Genomic DNA, 20121 nt, shown 5'->3' on the forward strand with positions numbered 1-20121 from the left:
CCGTAACGTGGACCACGGTTTTCGATACTTGCTTCTGCGAGTGTATCCGCCCGCTCGGCTCCCGCGGTCACCCGAGCGACGTCGGATCGGTGCAGGTAGGCGCACTGCCGCAAACTCAAACCTCCCAATCGAGGTAACATTTTCCGGCAGAAGAGTGAACAAAAACCGACGTCGAACTACTCGCTGTCCGGGTTAACAGACGCGATTTTTGGACATTTTTGCCAATGCTCCGTTCGGCGGTACGAGCAACGCGTTCTCTAGGTAGCGTGATGCCAATCCGGCTGGTCTTGGGGGCACTTGACGGCCGGGTGACCGACCTGTTGCACGAAGAACGCCGGTTGTCGCGTGCGTTCGGCGGTCGCTGGTGCCGAATGCACCGCGGGGGTGACCGTCGATTTCGGAACTGTTTCCGGAGCTCGCCGCGGCTGTCCGGGTGGAAAGGATCACTGTGTCTTGCGCTCGTTCCAGCGGGTTCGCCCGGCGGGTGGCACGCCGGACGGATTTGTTGAACGAGTGGCAAAAAGAACCGGATCCCGGCGCCGCCGGCCCAGGGGGGCCGAAGCCAGGAACCGGCCCCCAGCTCCATCGCATTTCGTGAATCACCTGGTCGCAGGCCCGATCTGCGTGTGCTCTCCCAGCGCCTGGACGGCCCTGCGCTGACGTCACCCCGTGCTCGAAAGGTTTCCGCAATGCCGCGATACGACGCCTCGGTTCCTGCCGTCGACGACGACAGATCGGTGCCCGTGCGCACCCTCGCCGGGCTGTTCGAGGCGCAAGCCGCCCGCACCCCCGGCGCACCGGCCCTGACCGGCGCCGACGGGACGATGAGCTACGCGGCGGTGAACGCACGGGCGAACCGGCTGGCACGGCTGCTGATCTCCCGCGGCTGCGGCCCGGAAGGGGTCGTCGCGCTCGTCCTGCCGCGCTCGGCCGACCTCGTCGTGGCGCAGCTGGCGGCGGCCAAGGCCGGCGCGGCCTTCCTGCCGGTCGACCCCGGCCAGCCCGCCGAGCGGATCGCGTTCATGCTGGCCGACGCGCGGCCGGTCCTCGTCGTGACGCGCACGGCCGAGACCACCGCCGTCGCCGGCCCGGTTCCCGTCCTGGACCTCGGCGAACCCGGGCTGCTCGACGGCCTGCCCGGCGACGACCCCGCCGATGCCGACCGGACGCGCCCGCTGCACGTCGACCACCCGGCCTACCTCATCTACACGTCCGGTTCGACCGGCGTGCCCAAGGGCGTGCTCGTCACCCACCGCGGCCTGGCCGGCTTCGCCGCCGCGATGCGGGAGCGGTACGACGTACGGCCCGGTGACCGGGTCCTGGAGTTCTCCTCACCGAGCTTCGACGCCTCGATCCTCGAGCTGTGCATGGCGCTCCCCACGGGTGCGGCGCTGGTCGTGCCGCCGCCCGGCCCGCTGCTGGGTGACCACCTGGCCGCCGTGCTGCGGGACGAGGGCGTGACCCACGCGCTGATCCCGCCGGTCGCGCTGGCCACCCTGCCGGCGGAGCACGCCGCCGCGCTGCCGGATTTCCGGACGGTGATCGTCGGCGGGGACGCGTGCCCGCCCGAACTGGTCCGGACCTGGGCGCCCGGCCGCCGGATGATCAACTCCTACGGCCCCACCGAGTTCACCGTGGTGGCGACCTGGAGCGACCCGCTCGTCCCCGGCGGCACGCCCCCGATCGGACGGCCGCTGCCGGAGGCCACCGCCTACGTCCTCGACGAGGCGCTGCGCCCGGCCGCCACCGGCGAGCTCTACCTCGCCGGTCCGAAGCTGGCCCGGGGCTACCTCGACCGGCCCGGGCTGACCGCGAGCCGGTTCGTGGCCGACCCGTTCGGCGGCCCCGGCGCCCGGATGTACCGGACCGGCGACGTCGTCCGCCGCACCGAGGCGGGCGAGCTGGAGTTCGTCGGCCGCGCGGACCACCAGGTGAAGATCCGCGGGTTCCGGATCGAGCCCGGCGAGATCGAAGCGCTGCTGCTGGGCCGCGCGGACGTGCGGGAGGCGGTCGTCGTCGCCCGCGAGGACCAGCCCGGGGTGAAACGCCTGGTCGCCTACGTCGCCGGGGACGCCGATCCGGCGCAGCTGCGCGCCGCCGCGGCCGACCGGCTGCCGCCGTACATGGTCCCCGCCGCCTTCGTCGTGCTCGAGGCGATGCCGCTGACCCACCACGGCAAGCTCGACCGCGACGCGCTGCCCGAACCCGACTGGCAGGCCCAGGTCCGTGCCGCCCACACCGCGCCGCGGACCCCGGCCGAGCGGGCCCTCGCCGAGATCTGGGCCGACGTGCTGGGCGTGCCGGACGTCGGCGTCGACGCCGACTTCTTCGAGCTCGGCGGTGACTCGATCCTCGGCGCCCGCGCGCTCGCCCGGATCCGCGCCCGGTTCGGCGCCGACCTGTCCCCGCGGGTGGTGTTCGACGCCCGCACGATCGCGAAACTCGCCGAGCTGCTGCCGGACGGCGACGCCCCGGCCGCCGCCCGGATCGAGGCCACCGCCCACGACGCCGTGGTGCCGTTGTCGCCGGTGCAGCGCCGCCTCTGGGTGCTCGACCAGCAGAACCCCGGCAGCACGGAGTACAACGCCGGCGTCGGCCTCACGCTCTCCGGCCCGCTGGACCGCGACGCCCTGCGCGCCGCTCTCGACGCACTGGCCGCGCGGCACGAATCACTGCGCACGACGTTCCGCACGGTCGACGGCGAAGGCGTCCAGGTCATCGCCGGCGAGGGGACGATCCCGCTGCGGGAGGCCGCCGCCGAGGCGGACCTCGACGCGCAGCTGGCGGCCGAGCTGGACCGCCCGTTCGACCTGGTCACCGGGCCGCTCACCCGCGCCCTGCTGCTGCGGTGTGGGCCCGAAGAGCACCTGCTCCTGCTGTGCCAGCACCACATCATCACCGACGGCTGGTCGGTCGGCCTGCTCGTCGACGAGCTGGCCGCGCTCTACGCGGGGGAGGAGCTCGCCCCGCTCGAGATCGGCTACCGCGACTACTCCCGCTGGCACCACGACCGGCTGGCCGGCCCGCTGCGCGACCGGCAGCTGGGGTACTGGCGCAAACAGCTCGCCGGGCTCGAACCCCTGGACCTGCCCACCGACCGGCCCCGCCCGCCCGTGCGGGCCACCGAGGGCGCGATCCGCCGGTACGAGCTGCCCGCCGGGCTCGCCGGGCAGCTCGCCGAGCTGGGCCACGACACCGGCGCGACGCTGTTCACCACGCTGACCGCGCTCGTCCAGGTGCTGCTGGCCCGCTACACCGGGCAGGACGACGTCGCCGTCGGCACCGCGGTGTCCGGCCGCGACCACGACCAGCTCGAACGGCTCGCCGGCTTCTTCGTCAACACCCTCGTCCTGCGGTCCGCGCTCGACCCGGCGGAGCCGTTCGACACCTTCCTCGGCCGGGTCAAGGAAACGACGCTGGCGGCCTTCGCCGCCGGTGAAGTGCCCTTCGACCAGGTCGTCGACGACCTGCGGCCGGCCCGTGACCCGAGCCGGACTCCGCTGGTGCAGGTACTGCTGGTGCTGCAGCAGGACCTGGTCCGGCCCCGGGAGGCGGGCGCCCTCCGCCTGGGCGAGCACGATCTGCCCCGCCCCCGGGCCCGGTTCGACCTGGTGCTGGAGTTCCAGCCGCAGGGCCGCGGCTTCGCCGTCGAGTACGACACCGCGCTCTTCGACGCCGCAACGGTCGACCGCTTCGCCGGGCACCTGCGGGCGCTGGCCGAAGCCGTGGTCGCCGATCCGCGCCGGCCGGTCGCCGAACTGCCGATCATGGCCGGCCCCGAGCTGGCCCACCTGCACGAGCTCTCCCGCGGCCCGGTGCTCGACGCACCGGCCGCCACACTGGCTCAGCTGTTCGAGGCGCAGGCGGCCCGCACGCCGGACGCGGTCGCGGTCGTCTGCGAGGACCGCTCGCTCACCTACGCCGAACTGGACGAGCAGGCCAACCGGCTGGCCCGGGTGCTGCTCGACCGCGGAGCCGCGCCCGAGCGGTTCGTCGCCGTCTCGCTGCCGCGCACCGAACGGATCCTGGTGGCGCTGCTCGGCGTGCTGAAGTCCGGCGCCGCCTACCTCCCGGTCGACCCGGCCTACCCGGCCGACCGCAAGGAACTGATCCTCGACGACGCCGCCCCGGCCCTGCTGCTCACCGCGGACGGCCGGGGCCCCGGCTCGGTGCCCGCTCTCGCGTTCGACGACCCGGCCCTGCTCGACGGCGTCTCCGCCGCGCCCCTCGGCCGCGCCACGAACCCGGACCACCCGGCCTACGTGATCCACACGTCCGGCTCGACCGGCCGGCCCAAGGGGGTCGTGGTCGCCCACCGCAGCGCCGCGAACCTGATGGCCTGGGCGGAAACCGACTTCCGGGACGTCTTCCGGCCCGGGTCCACAGTGGTCGCTTCGACGTCGCTGAACTTCGACGTCTCGGTGTTCGAGATCTTCGCGCCGCTGATGACCGGCGCCACCGTCGAGATCGTCCGGGACGTGCTGGCCCTCGGCGAAGGCGAGGACACCGGCCGGCCGGTCGGCCTCGTCAGCGGCGTGCCGTCGGCGTTCGCGCAGCTGCTGGCGCAGGGCGCGGTGTCGGTGCGTCCGTCCACTGTGGTCCTGGCCGGTGAAGCGCTGACGCTGCACGCGCTGCACGACATCCGGAAAGCGTTGCCCGGCAGCCGGATCGCCAACATCTACGGGCCCACCGAGTCCACTGTGTACGCGACCGCGTGGTACCACGACACCGACCGCACCCCGCCGATCGGCCGCCCGATCGCCGGCATCCGCGCCTACGTCCTCGACCGCGGCATGCGGCCCGTGCCCGTCGGCGTGCCCGGCGAACTACACCTCGGCGGCGCCGGGGTGGCCCGCGGCTACCTCGGCCGGCCGGGCCTGACCGCCGGCCGGTTCGTCGCCGATCCCTTCGGCGAGCCGGGGACGCGGATGTACCGCACCGGCGACGTCGTGCGCTGGACCGCCCGCGGCGAGCTGGAGTACCTCGGCCGCGCCGACGACCAGGTCAAGATCCGCGGCTTCCGGATCGAGCCCGGCGAAGTCGAGGCCGCGCTGCGGAAGCACCCGGACGTCACCGAAGCGGTGGTCGTCGCGCGCACCGACGGCGGGCACCAGCGGCTGGTCGCCTACGTGGTCCCGCAGGCCCCCGCGGACCTGCGGGAGTTCCTCGGCGCTTCGCTGCCCGCCCACCTCGTGCCGTCGGCGTTCGTGCCCCTCGAGCGGCTGCCGCTGAACCCCAGCGGCAAGCTCGACCGCCGTGCCCTGCCCGCGCCGGACTGGACGGGCGGCACCACCCGCGTCGCGCCGCGGACCGAGACCGAACGGCTGCTCGCGGCCATCTGGGCCGACGCACTCGGCCTGCCCGAGGTCGGCGTCGAGGACAACTTCTTCGAGCTCGGCGGCGACTCGATCCTGAGCATCCGGCTGGTGTCCGAGGCGGCGAAGGCCGGCCTGCGGATCACCACCAAGGACGTCTTCCGGCACCAGACGATCGCCGCGCTCGCGGCGGCGGCCGGGGTGGCCGCGCCCGTGGCCGAGCGGCCCGCGGCGACCGGCGAGGTGATCGTCACCCCGATCCAGCACTGGTTCCTCGACACCGATCCGGCCGACCCGGACCACTTCGTCCAGCAGCTGGGCGTCCGGCTCGCCGAAGACGTCGACGGAGACCGGCTGCGGGCAGCGGTGAACGCGGTCGTCGCCCACCACGACGCCCTCCGGCTGCGCTTCCGCAAGACGGCCGGAGGCTGGACGCAGGAGCACGCCGGACCCGGCGAGACCGACGTCTTCGGCGCGAAGATCGACATCGAGCACGGCCCGCTGGTCAGCGCCGAACTCGACGGCACGACGCTGCGCCTGGCCGTGCACCACCTCGTGGTCGACGGCGTCTCGTGGCGGATCCTCCTGGAGGACATCGGCCACGCCTACCACGGGCGCGCCCTCGGCACCCGGACGACGTCCTTCCAGGAGTGGGCCGCCCGGCTCGCCGGGCACGACTTCGCCGCGGACCTCTCGTACTGGCAGGCGGTCGACGGCGCCCAGATCCCGCTCGACGACACCGGCGGCGACGGCACGGTGGCGAGCACCCGCACGGTCACCACGCGGCTGGACGCCGAGCTGACCCGGGCGCTGCTGCAGGACGTCCCGGGCGTCTACCGGACCCAGGTCAACGACGTCCTGCTGGCCGCCCTCGGCGGGGCGCTGCGCCGCTGGACCGGCACCGATCGCGTCCTGGTAGACCTGGAAGGCCACGGCCGCGAGGACCTGTTCGACGACGTCGACCTGTCCCGCACGGTCGGCTGGTTCACGTCGATGTTCCCGGTCGCGCTCGACGTGCCCGAGAGCGGCGTCGCCACCCTGCTGAAGTCCGTCAAGGAACAGCTGCGCGCGATCCCGGCCCGCGGCCTGTCCTACGGCGTGCTGCGCCACCTCGCCGGTACCGCCCCGGCGGTGCGGCCCCGGCTCAGCTTCAACTACCTCGGCCGCTTCGAGGTCGAGGGTGAGCTCTACCGGGGCCTCGAACGGGAACTCGAGCTGTCCCAGCACCCCGCGGACGTCCGCGCGCACGCCGTCGACGTCGTCGCCAGGGTCACCGGCGGCTGCCTGGAGATCACCTGGTTCTACTCGGACCAGCTCCACGCCGAAGCCACCATCCGCACGGTCGCCGACGACCTCGTCCACGGGCTGGCCGGGATCGTCGGGCACTGCGCGGAACCGGGCGCCGGCGGCCGCACGCCGTCGGACTTCCCGCTGGCCGGCCTCGACCAATCCACAGTGGACCGGCTGGCCGGCGACGGCCGCGACGTCGAGGACATCTACCCGCTGACCCCGGCCCAGGCCGGCATGCTCTTCCACCGCCTCACCGGCGGCGGCCGCCACGCCTACCTCCAGCAGGTGACGTTCGTGCTGGGCGACGTCCCCGACCCCGCGGCGCTCGGCCGCGCGTGGCAGCGGGTGGTGGACCGGACGCCGGTCCTGCGCAGCCAGGTGGTCTGGGACGGCGTCGACGAGCCCGTGCAGGTCGTGCACCGGCAGGTCGCCCTGCCGGTCGAGTACCGCGACTGGACCACCGCGCCCGAAGACCTGGAAACCGTGCTGGCCGCCGACCGCGCCGCCGGGCTGGACCTCGGCACCGTCCCGCTGATGCGGCTGCTGCTCGCCAAGGTGTCGGCGACCGAGGTGCGCGTGGTCTGGACGTTCCACCACCTGCTGCTCGACGGCTGGAGCCTCTTCCAGGTGCTCTCGGACGTCTCGGCCGCGCACGGCGGGCGCCCGCTGCCGGCCCGCCGCCCGTTCGCCGACCACGTCCGGTGGCTGGCCGCGCAGGACACCCCGGCGGCGGAGCGGTACTGGCGGGAGCAGCTGTCCGGGCGGCCGGAGCCGGTCCGGCTGCGCACGGACCGCGCCGCCGACGGGCACCCGGCCGAGTCGACGGCCGCGCTGCGGATCGCCCTGCCCGCCGGGCCGCTGCGCGCCGCCGCGCAACGCCAGGGGCTGACCCTCAACACGCTCGTCCAGGGTGCCTGGGCGGTGCTGCTGGCCCGCCACACCGGGCGGGCGGAGGTCTGCTTCGGCACCACAGTGTCCGGACGGCCCGCCGAACTGTCCGGGGCCGACGAGATCACCGGCATGTTCATCACCACGCTGCCGGTCGTCGCCGACGTCGACGAGCGCGCCGAGGCCGCGGGCTGGTTGCGCGGCCTCCAGGACGCCCAGGCCGAAGCGCGGCGGTACGACCACCTTTCCCTGGCGCGGCTGCAGGCGTGGGGCGGGGAGTTCGACACCTTGCTGGTGTTCGAGAACTACCCGGTCACCGCGGAGCTCGGGCTGCGCGAGCTGCGGGGCGTGGAGGCGACCAACTACCCGCTCAGCGTCGTCGCCTACCCCGGCGAGGAGCGCCTGGAGTTCCTGTTCGGCTACGACCCCGAGCTCTTCGACGCCGAGACGGTCGCCGGGTTCGCCGGGCACCTGGAAACCCTGCTCACCGAGCTGGCGACGCGGCCGCACGAGCCGCTCGCCCGGCTGCGCATGCTCACCGAAGCCGAGCGCCACGACGTCGTGGAGCGGTGGAACGACACCGCGCAGGACCACCCGGGCGCGACCGTGCCGGCGCTGTTCGCCGAACAGGTCCGCCGCACGCCGGACGCGGTCGCCGTCACCGGGGAAACGACCTTGACCTACGCGGAGCTGGACGCGCGGGCGAACCGGCTGGCCCACCGCCTGCGCGCGCTCGGCGCCCGGCGGGACGCCCTCGTGGGGCTGCTGCTCGGCCGCTCGGCCGACGTCGTCGTCGCCGAACTCGCGGTGCTCAAGGCCGGCGGCGCGTACCTGCCCCTGGACGCCCGCGCGCCCCGCAGCCGGCTGACGGCGCTGCTCGACGGCGTCCACGTGCTGGTGACCGACGACGCCGGCCTGGCGCTCGCCCACGACGTCCACAGTGGACCGTCGGTGTCCGTCGACCAGGCCGGTGACGAGCCGTCCGGCGCGCCGGACGTCGTGCTCCGGCCGGAAAACCTCGCCTACGTCATGTACACCTCGGGTTCGACGGGAAAGCCCAAGGGCGTGGCGGTCAGCCACGGCGCCGTCGTCGCCCTGACCCGGGAGCGGGCGTTCGCCGTCCCCGCCCACCGGACCGTGCTCATGCACTCGGCGCAGGCGTTCGACGCCTCGACGTACGAGACGTGGGTGCCGTTGCTGACCGGCGGCCGGGTCGTCGTCGCGCCGCGGGGCGACCTGGACGCCGAGGTGCTCCGCCGGGTCGTCGCCGCGCACGGCGTGACCGCGGCGTTCCTGACGGCGGGGTTGTTCCGGGTACTGGCGCAGGAGGATCCGGCCTGCCTGCGGGGCGTGCGGGAGGTGTGGACCGGCGGCGAGGTGGTGCCCCCGGCCGCGGTGCGCCAGCTGGCGGCGGCCTGTCCCGGCCTGACCGTGGTGGACGTCTACGGCCCCACCGAGACCACGACGTTCGCCACCCGGTTCCCGCTGCCGCCGGGCGAACCGGTGCCGGACGTGCTGCCGATCGGGCGGCCGCTGGACGACACGGCGACTTACGTCCTCGACCACGGGCTGCGCCCGGTGCCGCCGGGCGCCGTCGGCGAGCTGTACCTGGCCGGCACCGGCTTGGCCCGGGGCTACTTCGGGCAGCCGGCGCTGACGGCCGAACGGTTCCTCGCCGACCCCTTCGGCGCGCCGGGGAACCGGATGTACCGCACCGGCGACCTGGTCCGCTGGACCCGCGCCGGGGTACTGGAGTTCGTCGGCCGCGCCGACGACCAGGTGAAGATCCGCGGCTTCCGCGTCGAACTCGGCGAGATCGAGACCGCGCTGACCGCCCACCCGGACGTCGCCGAAGCCGTCGTCGTCGCGACGGAGTCCGGCGGGAGCAAGCGGCTGGTCGCCTACGTCGTCGCGGACGGGACGCCGGACCTGCGGGAGTTCCTGCTCCGGTCCCTGCCGGACTACCTCGTGCCCTCGCTGTTCGTCCCGCTCGAAGCGCTGCCGCTCAACGACAACGGCAAGGTCGACCGCCGGGCGCTGCCCGCCCCCGACTTCGTCTCCGGCCTCGGGTACCGCCCCCCCGCCACGGACGCCGAGCGGCTGCTCGCCGGCATCTGGGCCGAGGTGCTGCGGGTGGACCGCGTCGGCGCCGACGACAACTTCTTCGAGCTCGGCGGCGACTCGATCCTCAGCATCCAGGTCGTCTCCCGCGCCCGCCGCGCGGGGCTCGACCTGATGCCCGGCCAGGTGTTCGACCACCCGACCGTCGCCGCGCTCGCCCTCGCCGCCACCCCGGCCGCGCCCGTCGCGGCGCACGACGGGCCGATGACCGGTGAGGTGCCGCTGACGCCGGTGCAGCACTGGTACCTCGACCCGCGGCCGGTGCACCCGGAGCAGTTCGTCCAGTCCGTCTCCGTGGAACTGCCCGAACCGCCGGACCAGGCGCTCCTGCGCCGCGCGCTCCGGGAGCTGCAGCGGCACCACGACGCCCTCCGGCTGCGGTTCACCCCCGGCGGCCAGCACTACGCCCCCGACGCCGAAGACGACGTCCTCGACGCCACCATCGACCTCGAAAAGGGGCCGCTGCTGCGCGCCGAGCTGTCCGGCACGACGCTGACGCTCGAAGCGCACCATCTGGTCGTCGACGGCGTGTCGTGGCGGATCCTCCTGGAGGACCTGGACACCCTGCTGGCCGGCGGCGAGCTCCCGGCCCGGACGACGGCGTTCGGCGAGTGGGCCCGCACCCTGGCCGGCCACGCGGCCGACGGCGGTTTCGACGACGAACTCGCGCACTGGGCGGCGATCGACGCCGACCCGGCGCTGCCGGTCGACGGGACCGGCGAGAACACCTACGGCTCGGCCCGGTCCGTGGTCGTGCGGCTGCCCGCCGAAGCGACCCGGGCGGTGCTGCACGACGTGCCGGGGGCGTACCGGACGCAGGTCAACGACGTCCTGCTGGCCGCGCTCGGCCGGGTCCTGCGGGACTGGACGGGCCGCGACCGCGTGCTGGTCGACCTTGAAGGCCACGGCCGGGAGGACCTGTTCGGCGGCATCGACCTCTCCCGCACGGTCGGCTGGTTCACCTCGATCTTCCCGGTCGAGCTGACCGCCGCCGGCGGGGACTGGGGCGAGGCCCTCAAGGCGACGAAGGAGCAGCTGCGCGCGGTGCCCCGCCGGGGGATCGGCTACGGCGCCCTGCGCCACCTCACCGGCACCGCCCCGCACGTCGACCCGCGGATCAGCTTCAACTACCTGGGCCGGTTCGACCACGGCGGCGGCCTCGGCGGCGCGGCGCACCCCGAGCAGACCCGGCCGCACCAGCTGGACGTCGTCGGCGCGGTCGTCGGCGACGAGCTGGAGCTGACCTGGCACTACGCCACGGGCGTGCACACCGAGGCCACCGTGCGCCGGCTGGCCGACGCCCTCCTCGAGGCGCTCACCGGGATCGTGGCGCACTGCACCCGGCCGGACGCCGGCGGCCGCACGCCGTCGGACTTCCCGCTGGCCCGGCTCGACCAGTCCACAGTGGACCGGCTGGCCGGCGACGGCCGCGGGGTCGAGGACATCTACCCGCTCACGCCGATGCAGTCGGGCATGGTCTTCCACAGCCTCGTCGACGGCGCCGCCGGGACCTACCTCAACCAGGTCCGGCTGCGGCTGACCGGGATCGCCGATCCCGCCCGCCTCGCCCGCGCCTGGCAGCGGGTCGTGGCGGACACGCCGGTGCTGCGCAGCCGTGTCGTCTGGGACGGCCTCGACGAACCCGTCCAGGTCGTCGACCGCACGGCCGGGGTCCCGGTCGTCCACCTCGACTGGTCGGCCCTGACCGGCGCCGAGCGTGAACGCGAGCAGGAGCGGTTCCTCGAAGCCGACCGCGCCCAGGGCTTCGACCTGACGGCAGCGCCGCTGATGCGGCTGGCGTTCGCCCGGCTGCCCGGCGGTGACGTGCTGCTCGTGTGGACGTTCCACCACGTGCTGCTCGACGGCTGGAGCGCCGCGCAGGTGTTCGGCGAGGTGTGCGCCCGGTACGCGGGCGCCGCCGGGCCGGGGCACCGCCCGCCGTTCCGCGAGTACCTGCGCTGGCTCGGCGAACAGGACACCACGGCCGCCGAAACCCACTGGCGCGAACAGCTTTCCGGGCTGCGGACGCCGACGCCGCTGCCCTACGACCGCCGTCCGGTGGAGGCCCACCGCGCGCGGTCCGCCGCGTCGGTCCAGGTGTCGGTGCCCGCCGACGGGCTGCGGGAGCTGGCGCGGCGCGCCGGTCTCACGCTCAACACGATCGTGCAGGGTGCCTGGGGTCTCGTGCTTTCCCGCCACAGCGGGGAATCCGACGTCGTCTTCGGCACCACCGTCTCCGGGCGGCCCGCCGACCTGCCGGGCGTCGAATCGATGGTCGGGCTGTTCATCAACACCCTGCCCGCGCCGGTGAGCGTCCACGACGGACTGACCGTTTCGGCGTGGCTGCGGGACCTGCAGGCGGCTCAGGCCCGCTCCCGCCGGTTCGACTTCGTCTCGCTGGCCCAGCTGCAGGGCTGGGCGGGCGGCAGCACGCTGTTCGACAGCATCCTGGTGTTCGAGAACTACCCGTTCGACGCCGACGCGGTCGCCGCGCACGGGATCGGCCTGCACGAGGAAGGCGACCTGCAGCCGACCAACTACCCGCTCAGCGTGGTCGTCACGCCGGGCGAGCGGCTGACCGTGTCGTTCGACCACGACCCGGACCTGTTCGACCGGGCCACGATCGACCGGCTCGCCGCCCACCTGGCGCTGGCCCTGGAGCGCATCGCCGCCGGTCCGGACCGGCGGGTCGGCGAGCTCGACCTGCTGACCGAGGCCGACCGCGAGCTCGTCCTGCGCACGTTCAACGACACCGCCCACCCGGTGCCCGAAGCCACGGTGGTCAGCCGGTTCGCCGACCAGGTCCGCCGGACCCCGGACGCGCCGGCGGTCGACGGCCTGACCTACGCCGAACTCGACCGGCGCGCCGACGGGCTGGCGAACCGGCTGATCGAGCTGGGCGTCGGCGCCGAAGATCGGGTGGGACTGCTGCTGGAGCGCTCGCCCGAGCTCGTCGTCGCCGAGCTGGCGGTGCTCAAGGCCGGTGCCGCGTACGTCCCGGTCGATCTCCGCGCGCCGGCGAGCCGGATGCGCCTGGTCCTGGCCGAAGCCGGGGTCTCCGTGGTGATCGCGGACGAGTCCTATCGGGACGTCCACAGTGGACCGGTCGTCGGGGTGGACGAGACCGGCCCGGAGGGCACGCCGGAGGTCCCGGTGCGGGCCGGGAACCTCGCATACGTGATGTACACGTCCGGGTCGACGGGCAAGCCGAAGGGTGTCGCGGTGACCCACCGCGACATCGTCGGCCTGGCTTCGGACCGCTCCTTCGCGGGCGCGGCGCACCGGACCGTGCTGCTGCACTCGCCGCAGGCGTTCGACGCTTCGACGTACGAGGTGTGGGTGCCGCTGCTGAACGGCGGCCGCGTGGTCGTCGCGCCGCCGGGGGACGTCGACGCCGACGTGCTGCGCTCGCTCGTCACCGGGCAGGGCGTCACCGCGCTGTGGCTGACCGCCGGCCTGTTCCGCCTGCTGGCGCAGGAAGACCCGGCCTGCCTGGCCGGGGTGGGCGAGGTGTGGACCGGCGGTGACGTCGTGCCCGCCGCCGCCGTCCGCCAGGTGCGGGACGCGTGCCCGGGGCTGACCGTCGTCGACGGCTACGGCCCCACCGAGACCACCACCTTCGCCAGCCGGCACTTCCTGGCGCCCGAAGCCGCCGTGCCGGACGCGATGCCGATCGGGCGGCCACTGGACAACATGGCCGGCTACGTCCTGGACGAGGGGCTGCGGCCGGTCCCGCCGGGCGTCACGGGCGAGCTGTTCATCACCGGCACCGGCGTGGCCCGCGGCTACCTCGGCCGGCCCGGCCTCACCGCCGAACGCTTCGTGGCCAACCCGTTCGGTGCGCCGGGGGAGCGGATGTACCGCACCGGCGACGTCGTCCGCTGGACGGGCGACGGCGTGCTGGAGTTCGTCGGCCGCGCCGACGACCAGGTGAAGATCCGCGGCTTCCGGATCGAGCTGGGCGAGATCGAGACCGCGCTGGCCGCGCACCCGGACGTCGTCGAAGCGGTCGTCGTCCCCCGCGACCGGCGGCTGGTCGCCTACGTCGTCACGACCGGGAAGCCGGACCTGCGCGCGTGGCTGCAGCGTGACCTGCCCGACTACATGGTGCCTTCGGCCTTCGTGCCGCTCGATGCGCTTCCGCTGAGCGCCAACGGGAAGGTCGACCGCCGGGCGCTGCCGGAGCCCGCGGCGGAGCCGATGGCGGGGTACGTGCCGCCGCGCACGGAGACCGAACGCGTGCTCGCCGAGGTCTGGGCCGACGTGCTCGGCGTGCCGGGCGTCGGCGTCGAGGACAACTTCTTCGAGCTCGGCGGCGACTCGATCCTGTCCATCCAGGTCGTCTCCCGGGCGCGGCGCCACGGCCTCGCGCTCACCCCGCGGGACCTGTTCGCCCACCAGACCGTGGCCGCGCTGGCCGTCGCGGCGGGCTCGGCCGCGGTCACCGTCGCCGAACAGGGGCCGGTCAGCGGCCCGGCCGCGCTGACCCCGATCCAGCACTGGTTCTTCGCCGGGGACTTCGGGGACCCGGCCGGGTTCACGCAGTCGGTGCGGATCGAGCGGGCCGAGCCGTTCGACGTCGAGTCCCTGCGCGCGGCACTGGCCACCCTGGCCGAGCACCACGACGCGCTGCGGATGCGCTTCACCGGCGGCGGCCAGGAGAACGCCCCCGCCGAGCCCGCGGAAATCCTCGGCGCGGACATCGACGTGACCCGCGGGCCGCTGCTCAGCGCCGAACTGCTCGACCCGGCCACCCTGCGGCTGACGGTCAACCACCTCGTCGTCGACGGCGTCTCGTGGCGGATCCTCCTGGAGGACCTGGAAACCGCCTACCGCGGCGGCCCGCTGCCGCCGAAGACGACGGCGTTCCGCGACTGGGCCAACCGCCTCAACGCGCACGCCGGGGAGGGCGGGTTCGACGACGAACTGCCGTACTGGCGCGAAGCCCTCGCGGTCGACGCGGCCCTGCCGGTCGACGGCGACGCGTCCGGGGAAGGTGCCGGCACGGTCACCACGCGGCTGGACGCCGAGCTGACCCGGGCGCTGCTGCAGGACGTCCCGGGCGTCTACCGGACCCAGGTCAACGACGTCCTGCTGGCCGCGCTCGGCCGGGTGCTGGCCCGCTGGACCGGCCGCGACGGCGTGCTGGTCGACCTGGAGGGGCACGGCCGCGAGGACCTGTTCGACGACGTCGACCTGTCCCGCACGGTCGGCTGGTTCACCTCGCTGTACCCGGTCGCGCTGCGGATCGGCGGCGACTGGGGCGCCCTGCTCAAGTCGGTGAAGGAACAGCTGCGCGCGGTGCCCCGCCGCGGCGTCGGCTACGGCGCCCTGCGGTACCTCACCGGCACCGCGCCCGCGCTCTCGCCGGAGATCGGCTTCAACTACCTGGGCCGCCTCGACGGCGCGGCCGGCAGCCTGGACTCGGCGGCCGGCGAGGGCACGGGCCGGGCGCACCTGCTCGACGTCGTCGGCCGGGTGGACCGCGACTGCCTGGAGCTGACCTGGTCCTACTACCGCGACACGCACACCGCCGCCACCGTGGAGAAGCTGGCCGCCGACCTGGTGGCCGCGCTGGCCGAAGCCGTCGCGCACTGCGCCGGGCCCGGCGCCGGCGGCCGCACCCCGAGCGACTTCCCGCTGGCCGGCCTGAACCAGCGGCAGGTCGACCGCATCGCCGGCGACGGCCGCGGCGTGGCCGACGTGCACCCGCTGACCCCGATGCAGGCCGGCATGGTCTTCCACGGGCTGTCCCAGGAAGCCCAGGGCGTCTACTTCGAACAGGTCACCGCCGTCCTGGACGGCGTCGCCGAGCCGCGGCTGCTGGGCGAAGCCTGGCAGCACGTGGCCGACCGGACGCCGGTGCTGCGCGGCAGCGTCGTCTGGGAGGACGTCCCGGACCCGCTGCTGGTGGTCCACCGCGAAGCACGGATACCGGTCACCGAACTCGACTGGCGGCACCGCGACCGCGAGGAAGCCCTGCGCGAGCTGCTCGCCCGCGACCGCGGTGTGCCGTTCGACCTGGCGGCCGCGCCGCTGCTGCGGGTCACCCTGGCCCGGCTGCCGGGCGACGCGGTCCAGCTCGTCTGGACCTTCCACCACGTCCTGCTGGACGGCTGGAGCGTCTTCCAGGTGCTCTCCGACGTCTGCACCGCGTACGCGGCCCTGCGCGACGGCACCGCGCCCGCGCTGCCGCACCGCCGCCCGTTCGCCGACTACGTCACCTGGCTGAGCGGTCAGAGCGCCGAGGGCGCCGAGGAGTACTGGCGCCGCGAGCTCGGCGACCTCACCGAGCCGACGCCGCTGCCCTACGACCGGATCCCGGCGGGGGCCCACGAATCGAGCTCGTCGACGTGGATCAGCCGCGACCTCGGCGAGGCCGCGACCGGCCGGCTGGCGGCGTTCGCCCGCCGCGAGCGGCTCACCCTCAACGCCGTGGTGCAAGGCGCCTGGGCGCTGCTGCTGGCCCGGCACAGCGGCGAGGACGACGTCTGCTTCGGCGCCACCGTGTCCGGCCGCCCGGCCGGGCTGGCCGGCGTCGACGACATCACCGGCATCTTCATCAACACCCTGCCGGTGCGGGTCACCGCCGACCCGGCGGCCCCGGTCGCCGGCTGGCTGCGGGACCTGCAGGCCGCGCAGGCGGAATCGCGCCGGTTCGAGCACGTCCCGCTGACCGCGGTGCAGGCGTGGAGCGGGGTCGGCGGCGGCCGGAACCTGTTCGACAGCCTCGTCGTGTTCGAGAACTACCCGGTCACCGCCGACGACGTCGCCGGCCACGGCGTGCGGCTGCGCGACCTACAGGCGATGGAGACGACCAACTACCCGCTCAGCGTCGTGGCCGCCCCCGGCCCGCGCCTGTCGCTCGGCCTGGGCTACGACCCGGCGCTGTTCGACGAGGCGACGGTCGAGCGGCTGGCCGGGCAGCTCGAGCACCTGCTCGACGCGATCGCCGGCGACCCGGCGCGGCCACTGCGGGCGTTCGACGTCCTGACCGGCGCCGAACGCGACCAGGTGCTCGTGGCGTTCAACGACACCCGCCACGAGGTCCCGCCGGTCACCCTCACCGAGCTGATCGAAGCCCAAGCGGCCCGCACGCCCGATGCCGTCGCCGTCGTTTCGCGCGAGGAGCAGCTCACCTTCGCCGAACTCGACACCCGCGCCGACCGGCTGGCCCGGCTGCTGGCCGCCCGCGGGGCGGGGCCGGAGCGGATCGTCGCGCTCGCCTTGGGGCGCTCGGTGGAGATCGTCGTCGCGCAGCTGGCCGTGCTGAAGACCGGCGCCGCCTACCTGCCGGTCGACCCGGACTACCCCGCCGAGCGGATCGCGTTCATGCTCGCCGACGCGAACCCGGTCGTCGTGGTGACCCAGCCGGGCACGCCGTTGCCGGTGGGCAACGTGCTCGTCCTCGACGGCTCGGAGGCCCGTGGCCCGGCCGATCCGCTCGGCCGGCGGGTGCCGCTGAACGCACCCGCGTACGTCATCTACACCTCGGGCTCGACCGGCACCCCGAAGGGCGTCGTCGTCACCCACGCCGGCCTGGCGAGCTTCGCGAGCGCCGAGATCGCCCACTTCGACGTCCGGCCCGGCGACCGCGTGCTGCAGTTCTCCTCGCCCAGCTTCGACGCTTCGGTGCTGGAGCTGTGCATGTCGCTCCCGGCGGGAGCCGCGCTGGTCGTGCCGCCGCCCGGGCCGCTGCTCGGCGAGCACCTGGCCGCCGTGCTGCGCGACGAAGGCGTCACCCATGCGCTGATCCCGCCGGTCGCGATGGCGAGCGTGCCGGACGTCGAACTGCCCGCGTTCCGCACGCTGGTGGTCGGCGGCGAGGCGTGCCCGGCCGACCTGGTCGCCCGCTGGGCGCCGGGCCGCCGGATGATCAACGCCTACGGGCCCACCGAAACCACCGTCGTGGCGACCTGGAGCGACCCGCTGGAACCCGGCGTCACCCCGCCGATCGGCCGCCCGATCCGCAACACCCGCGTCCGCGTTCTCGACGCAGGCCTGCGGCCGGTGCCGATCGGTGTCGCGGGGGAGCTGTACGTCTCCGGCGCCGGTCTCGCCCGCGGGTACCTCGACCGGCCGGGGCTGACCGCCACCCGGTTCCTCGCCGATCCGTTCGGGGCGCCGGGGGAGCGGATGTACCGCACCGGCGACCTGGTGCGGTGGCGGGCCGGCGGCACGCTGGAGTTCCTCGGCCGCGCGGACGACCAGGTCAAGATCCGCGGCTTCCGCATCGAGCCCGGCGAAATCGTGGCGGTCCTGCGCAAGCACCCGGACGTCCGCGACGCCGCCGTCGTCGCCGCCGACCAGCGGCTGATCGCCTACGTGGTGGCCGATCCGGGCACCGGGACCGGGCTGCGGGAGCACGTCGCCGCGACCCTGCCGGCCCACTTCGTGCCCGCCGCGTTCGTCCGGCTCGACGCGCTTCCGCTGACCGCCAACGGAAAGCTCGACCGGCGGGCGCTCCCCGCGCCGGAAGCGCCGGTGGAGAGCGCCGGGTACGCGGCTCCGGAAACCGAGACCGAAGAGGTGCTCGCCGCGATCTGGGCCGAGGCGCTCGGCCTCGACCGGGTCGGCGTCGAGGACAACTTCTACGCCCTCGGCGGCGATTCGCTGCGCAGCCTGCGGATCACCTCGATGACGAAGTCCGCCTTCGACGTCGAACTCACCCCCAAGGACGTGCTCACCGCCGGCACCGTGCTGGCGCTGGCCGAACTGGTCGAAGAACGGGTCCTCCAGGACCTCGAGCGGCTCGCCGCCGGCCACGAGAACTGACCGAAAACCCTCTACCGGAAAGGAAAAGCACATGCAGGACGACGCGGAATTCCAGGTACTGGTCAACGACGAGGGCCAGTACTCGCTGTGGCCGGTGGCCAACGAGGTACCCGCGGGCTGGCGCGCCGACGGCTTCCGCGGCGGCCGCCAGGAGTGCATGGACCACGTCGACGAGGTGTGGACCGACATGCGGCCGCTGAGCCTGCAGCGGCAGATGGCCGCCGACGCCGAGCCTGCCGCGGCCCGTCGTGAGTGAAAAGGCGAGTTAGAACTCGCTTCACCACTCACGACGAGCCGCGGTAGCTGCCGCAGCCCCGACCAGCGCGGAAGGTCCCCCCATGCCCTCTCCTTCGACGTTTTCCCAATCCATACCCGTAGTCCGCCCGGATCGGCGGTCCTCCGCCGACGGGCGGCTGCAGCGGCTGCTGACCGGCCTGGCCCACCGGCACGGGGTGCCCGCCGCGCAGCTGGTCGTGACCGACGGCGGCCGGACGACGTCGGTCACGGCCGGCGCGATCACCGAGGCGGCGAAGTTCCCGGCCGGCTCCATCACCAAGGCGTTCACCGCGGCACTGGCGATGCTGCTCGTCGCCGACGGCGACCTGGACCCGGACGACCCGCTCGGCGAGCACCTGGACGGGCTCGGCCCGCAGGTCGGCAGACCGACCGTGGCGCAGGTGCTGAGCCACACCGGCGGCCTGCCGGCCGCGCTCGGCGCCGCCGCGGACGGCACCGGATCGGCCCGCCGGTACCTGCGGGCGTGCCGCGACGCCGGGCTCGTGCAGCCGCCCGGGCTGGGCTTCTCCTACTCCAACGTCGGGTACGTGCTCACCGGCTACGTCGTCGAGGCGATCACCGGGATGAGCTGGTGGGAGGCGGTGGAGACGCTGCTGCTCGACGAGCTCGGCATCGACGCCGCGTTCGTCGTGGAGCCGGGCGCCCGGCTCCGGTCCGGCGGTCACCTCAGCGGGCACGCGGTGCACGCGGCGACCGGCCGCGCCCGGCCGGTCGCGCAGACCCTGACCGCCGCCGAGGCCGCGGCCGGGGCGCTCGCGCTGAGCGCGGCGGACCTCGCCGCGTTCGGGAGCATGTTCTGCGGCGGCGACGGCCCGCTGCCGGCCGGCCTGGCCGAGCGGATGCGCCGTCCGGTGCCGGGGGCGGAACCGTTCGGCCTGGCCGACGCGTGGGGGCTCGGCCTGGCCGGGTACCGCGGCGCGGACGCGGACTGGGCCGGCCACGACGGCACCGCGGACGGCACCTCCTGCCACCTGCGGATCGACGCCGAGCACGGCCGGATCGTCGCGTTGACCACCAACGGGAGCACCGGTTCGGCGCTGTGGACGGACCTGGTCGCGGCCCTGCGTGCCGAGGGCCTGCCGGTCGGCGACTACGAGCTGCCGAGCGGTCTCGACCGGGCCGCCCGCCCGGCGGCGGACCTGACCGGCAGCTACACCAACGGCGACCTGGAGTACCAGGTCGACGTCCGCGCGGACGGCGGCACGGTCCTCGTCGTCGACGGCGAGGTCTACCCGGAACTGGCCCTGCTGCGCGACGGATCGTTCTCGGTCCGCGAGCCGGCCACCGGCCGCCGCATCATCGGCGGCCGCTTCCTGACCGACCCGGCCACCGGGACGGTCAGCGCGATGCAGGCCGGCGGCCGCGTCGCCCGGCGCCGCCGCCGGGCTTCCTGAACCGCCCGTCCACCCCGGATCACCCGAACTGCGCTTGTGAG

General features: G+C 74.5%; 3 protein-coding genes. All 3 read left to right on the forward strand.

The window, feature by feature from the left end; all coding sequences use genetic code 11:
* Positions 1-689: 689 nt before the first annotated feature.
* Entirely contained in the window at positions 690-18389 is a 17700-nt protein-coding gene (locus AB0M93_RS18875; protein WP_364275065.1) for a non-ribosomal peptide synthase/polyketide synthase, read from the forward strand.
* A gap of 31 nt (positions 18390-18420) precedes the next feature.
* Positions 18421-18645 (forward strand): MbtH family NRPS accessory protein, encoded by a 225-nt coding sequence (locus AB0M93_RS18880; protein ID WP_091309248.1) that lies wholly within the window; start codon positions 18421-18423, stop codon positions 18643-18645.
* An 82-nt stretch (positions 18646-18727) separates the two neighbouring features.
* Positions 18728-20080 carry a serine hydrolase domain-containing protein gene (locus tag AB0M93_RS18885; protein ID WP_364275067.1) on the forward strand — a complete coding sequence of 451 codons (1353 nt, stop codon included), beginning with the start codon at positions 18728-18730 and terminating at the stop codon, positions 20078-20080.
* The last annotated feature ends 41 nt before the right edge of the window (positions 20081-20121 follow it).

The sequence above is a fragment of the Amycolatopsis sp. NPDC051102 genome, from assembly GCF_040682815.1.
Taxonomy (GTDB): domain Bacteria; phylum Actinomycetota; class Actinomycetes; order Mycobacteriales; family Pseudonocardiaceae; genus Amycolatopsis.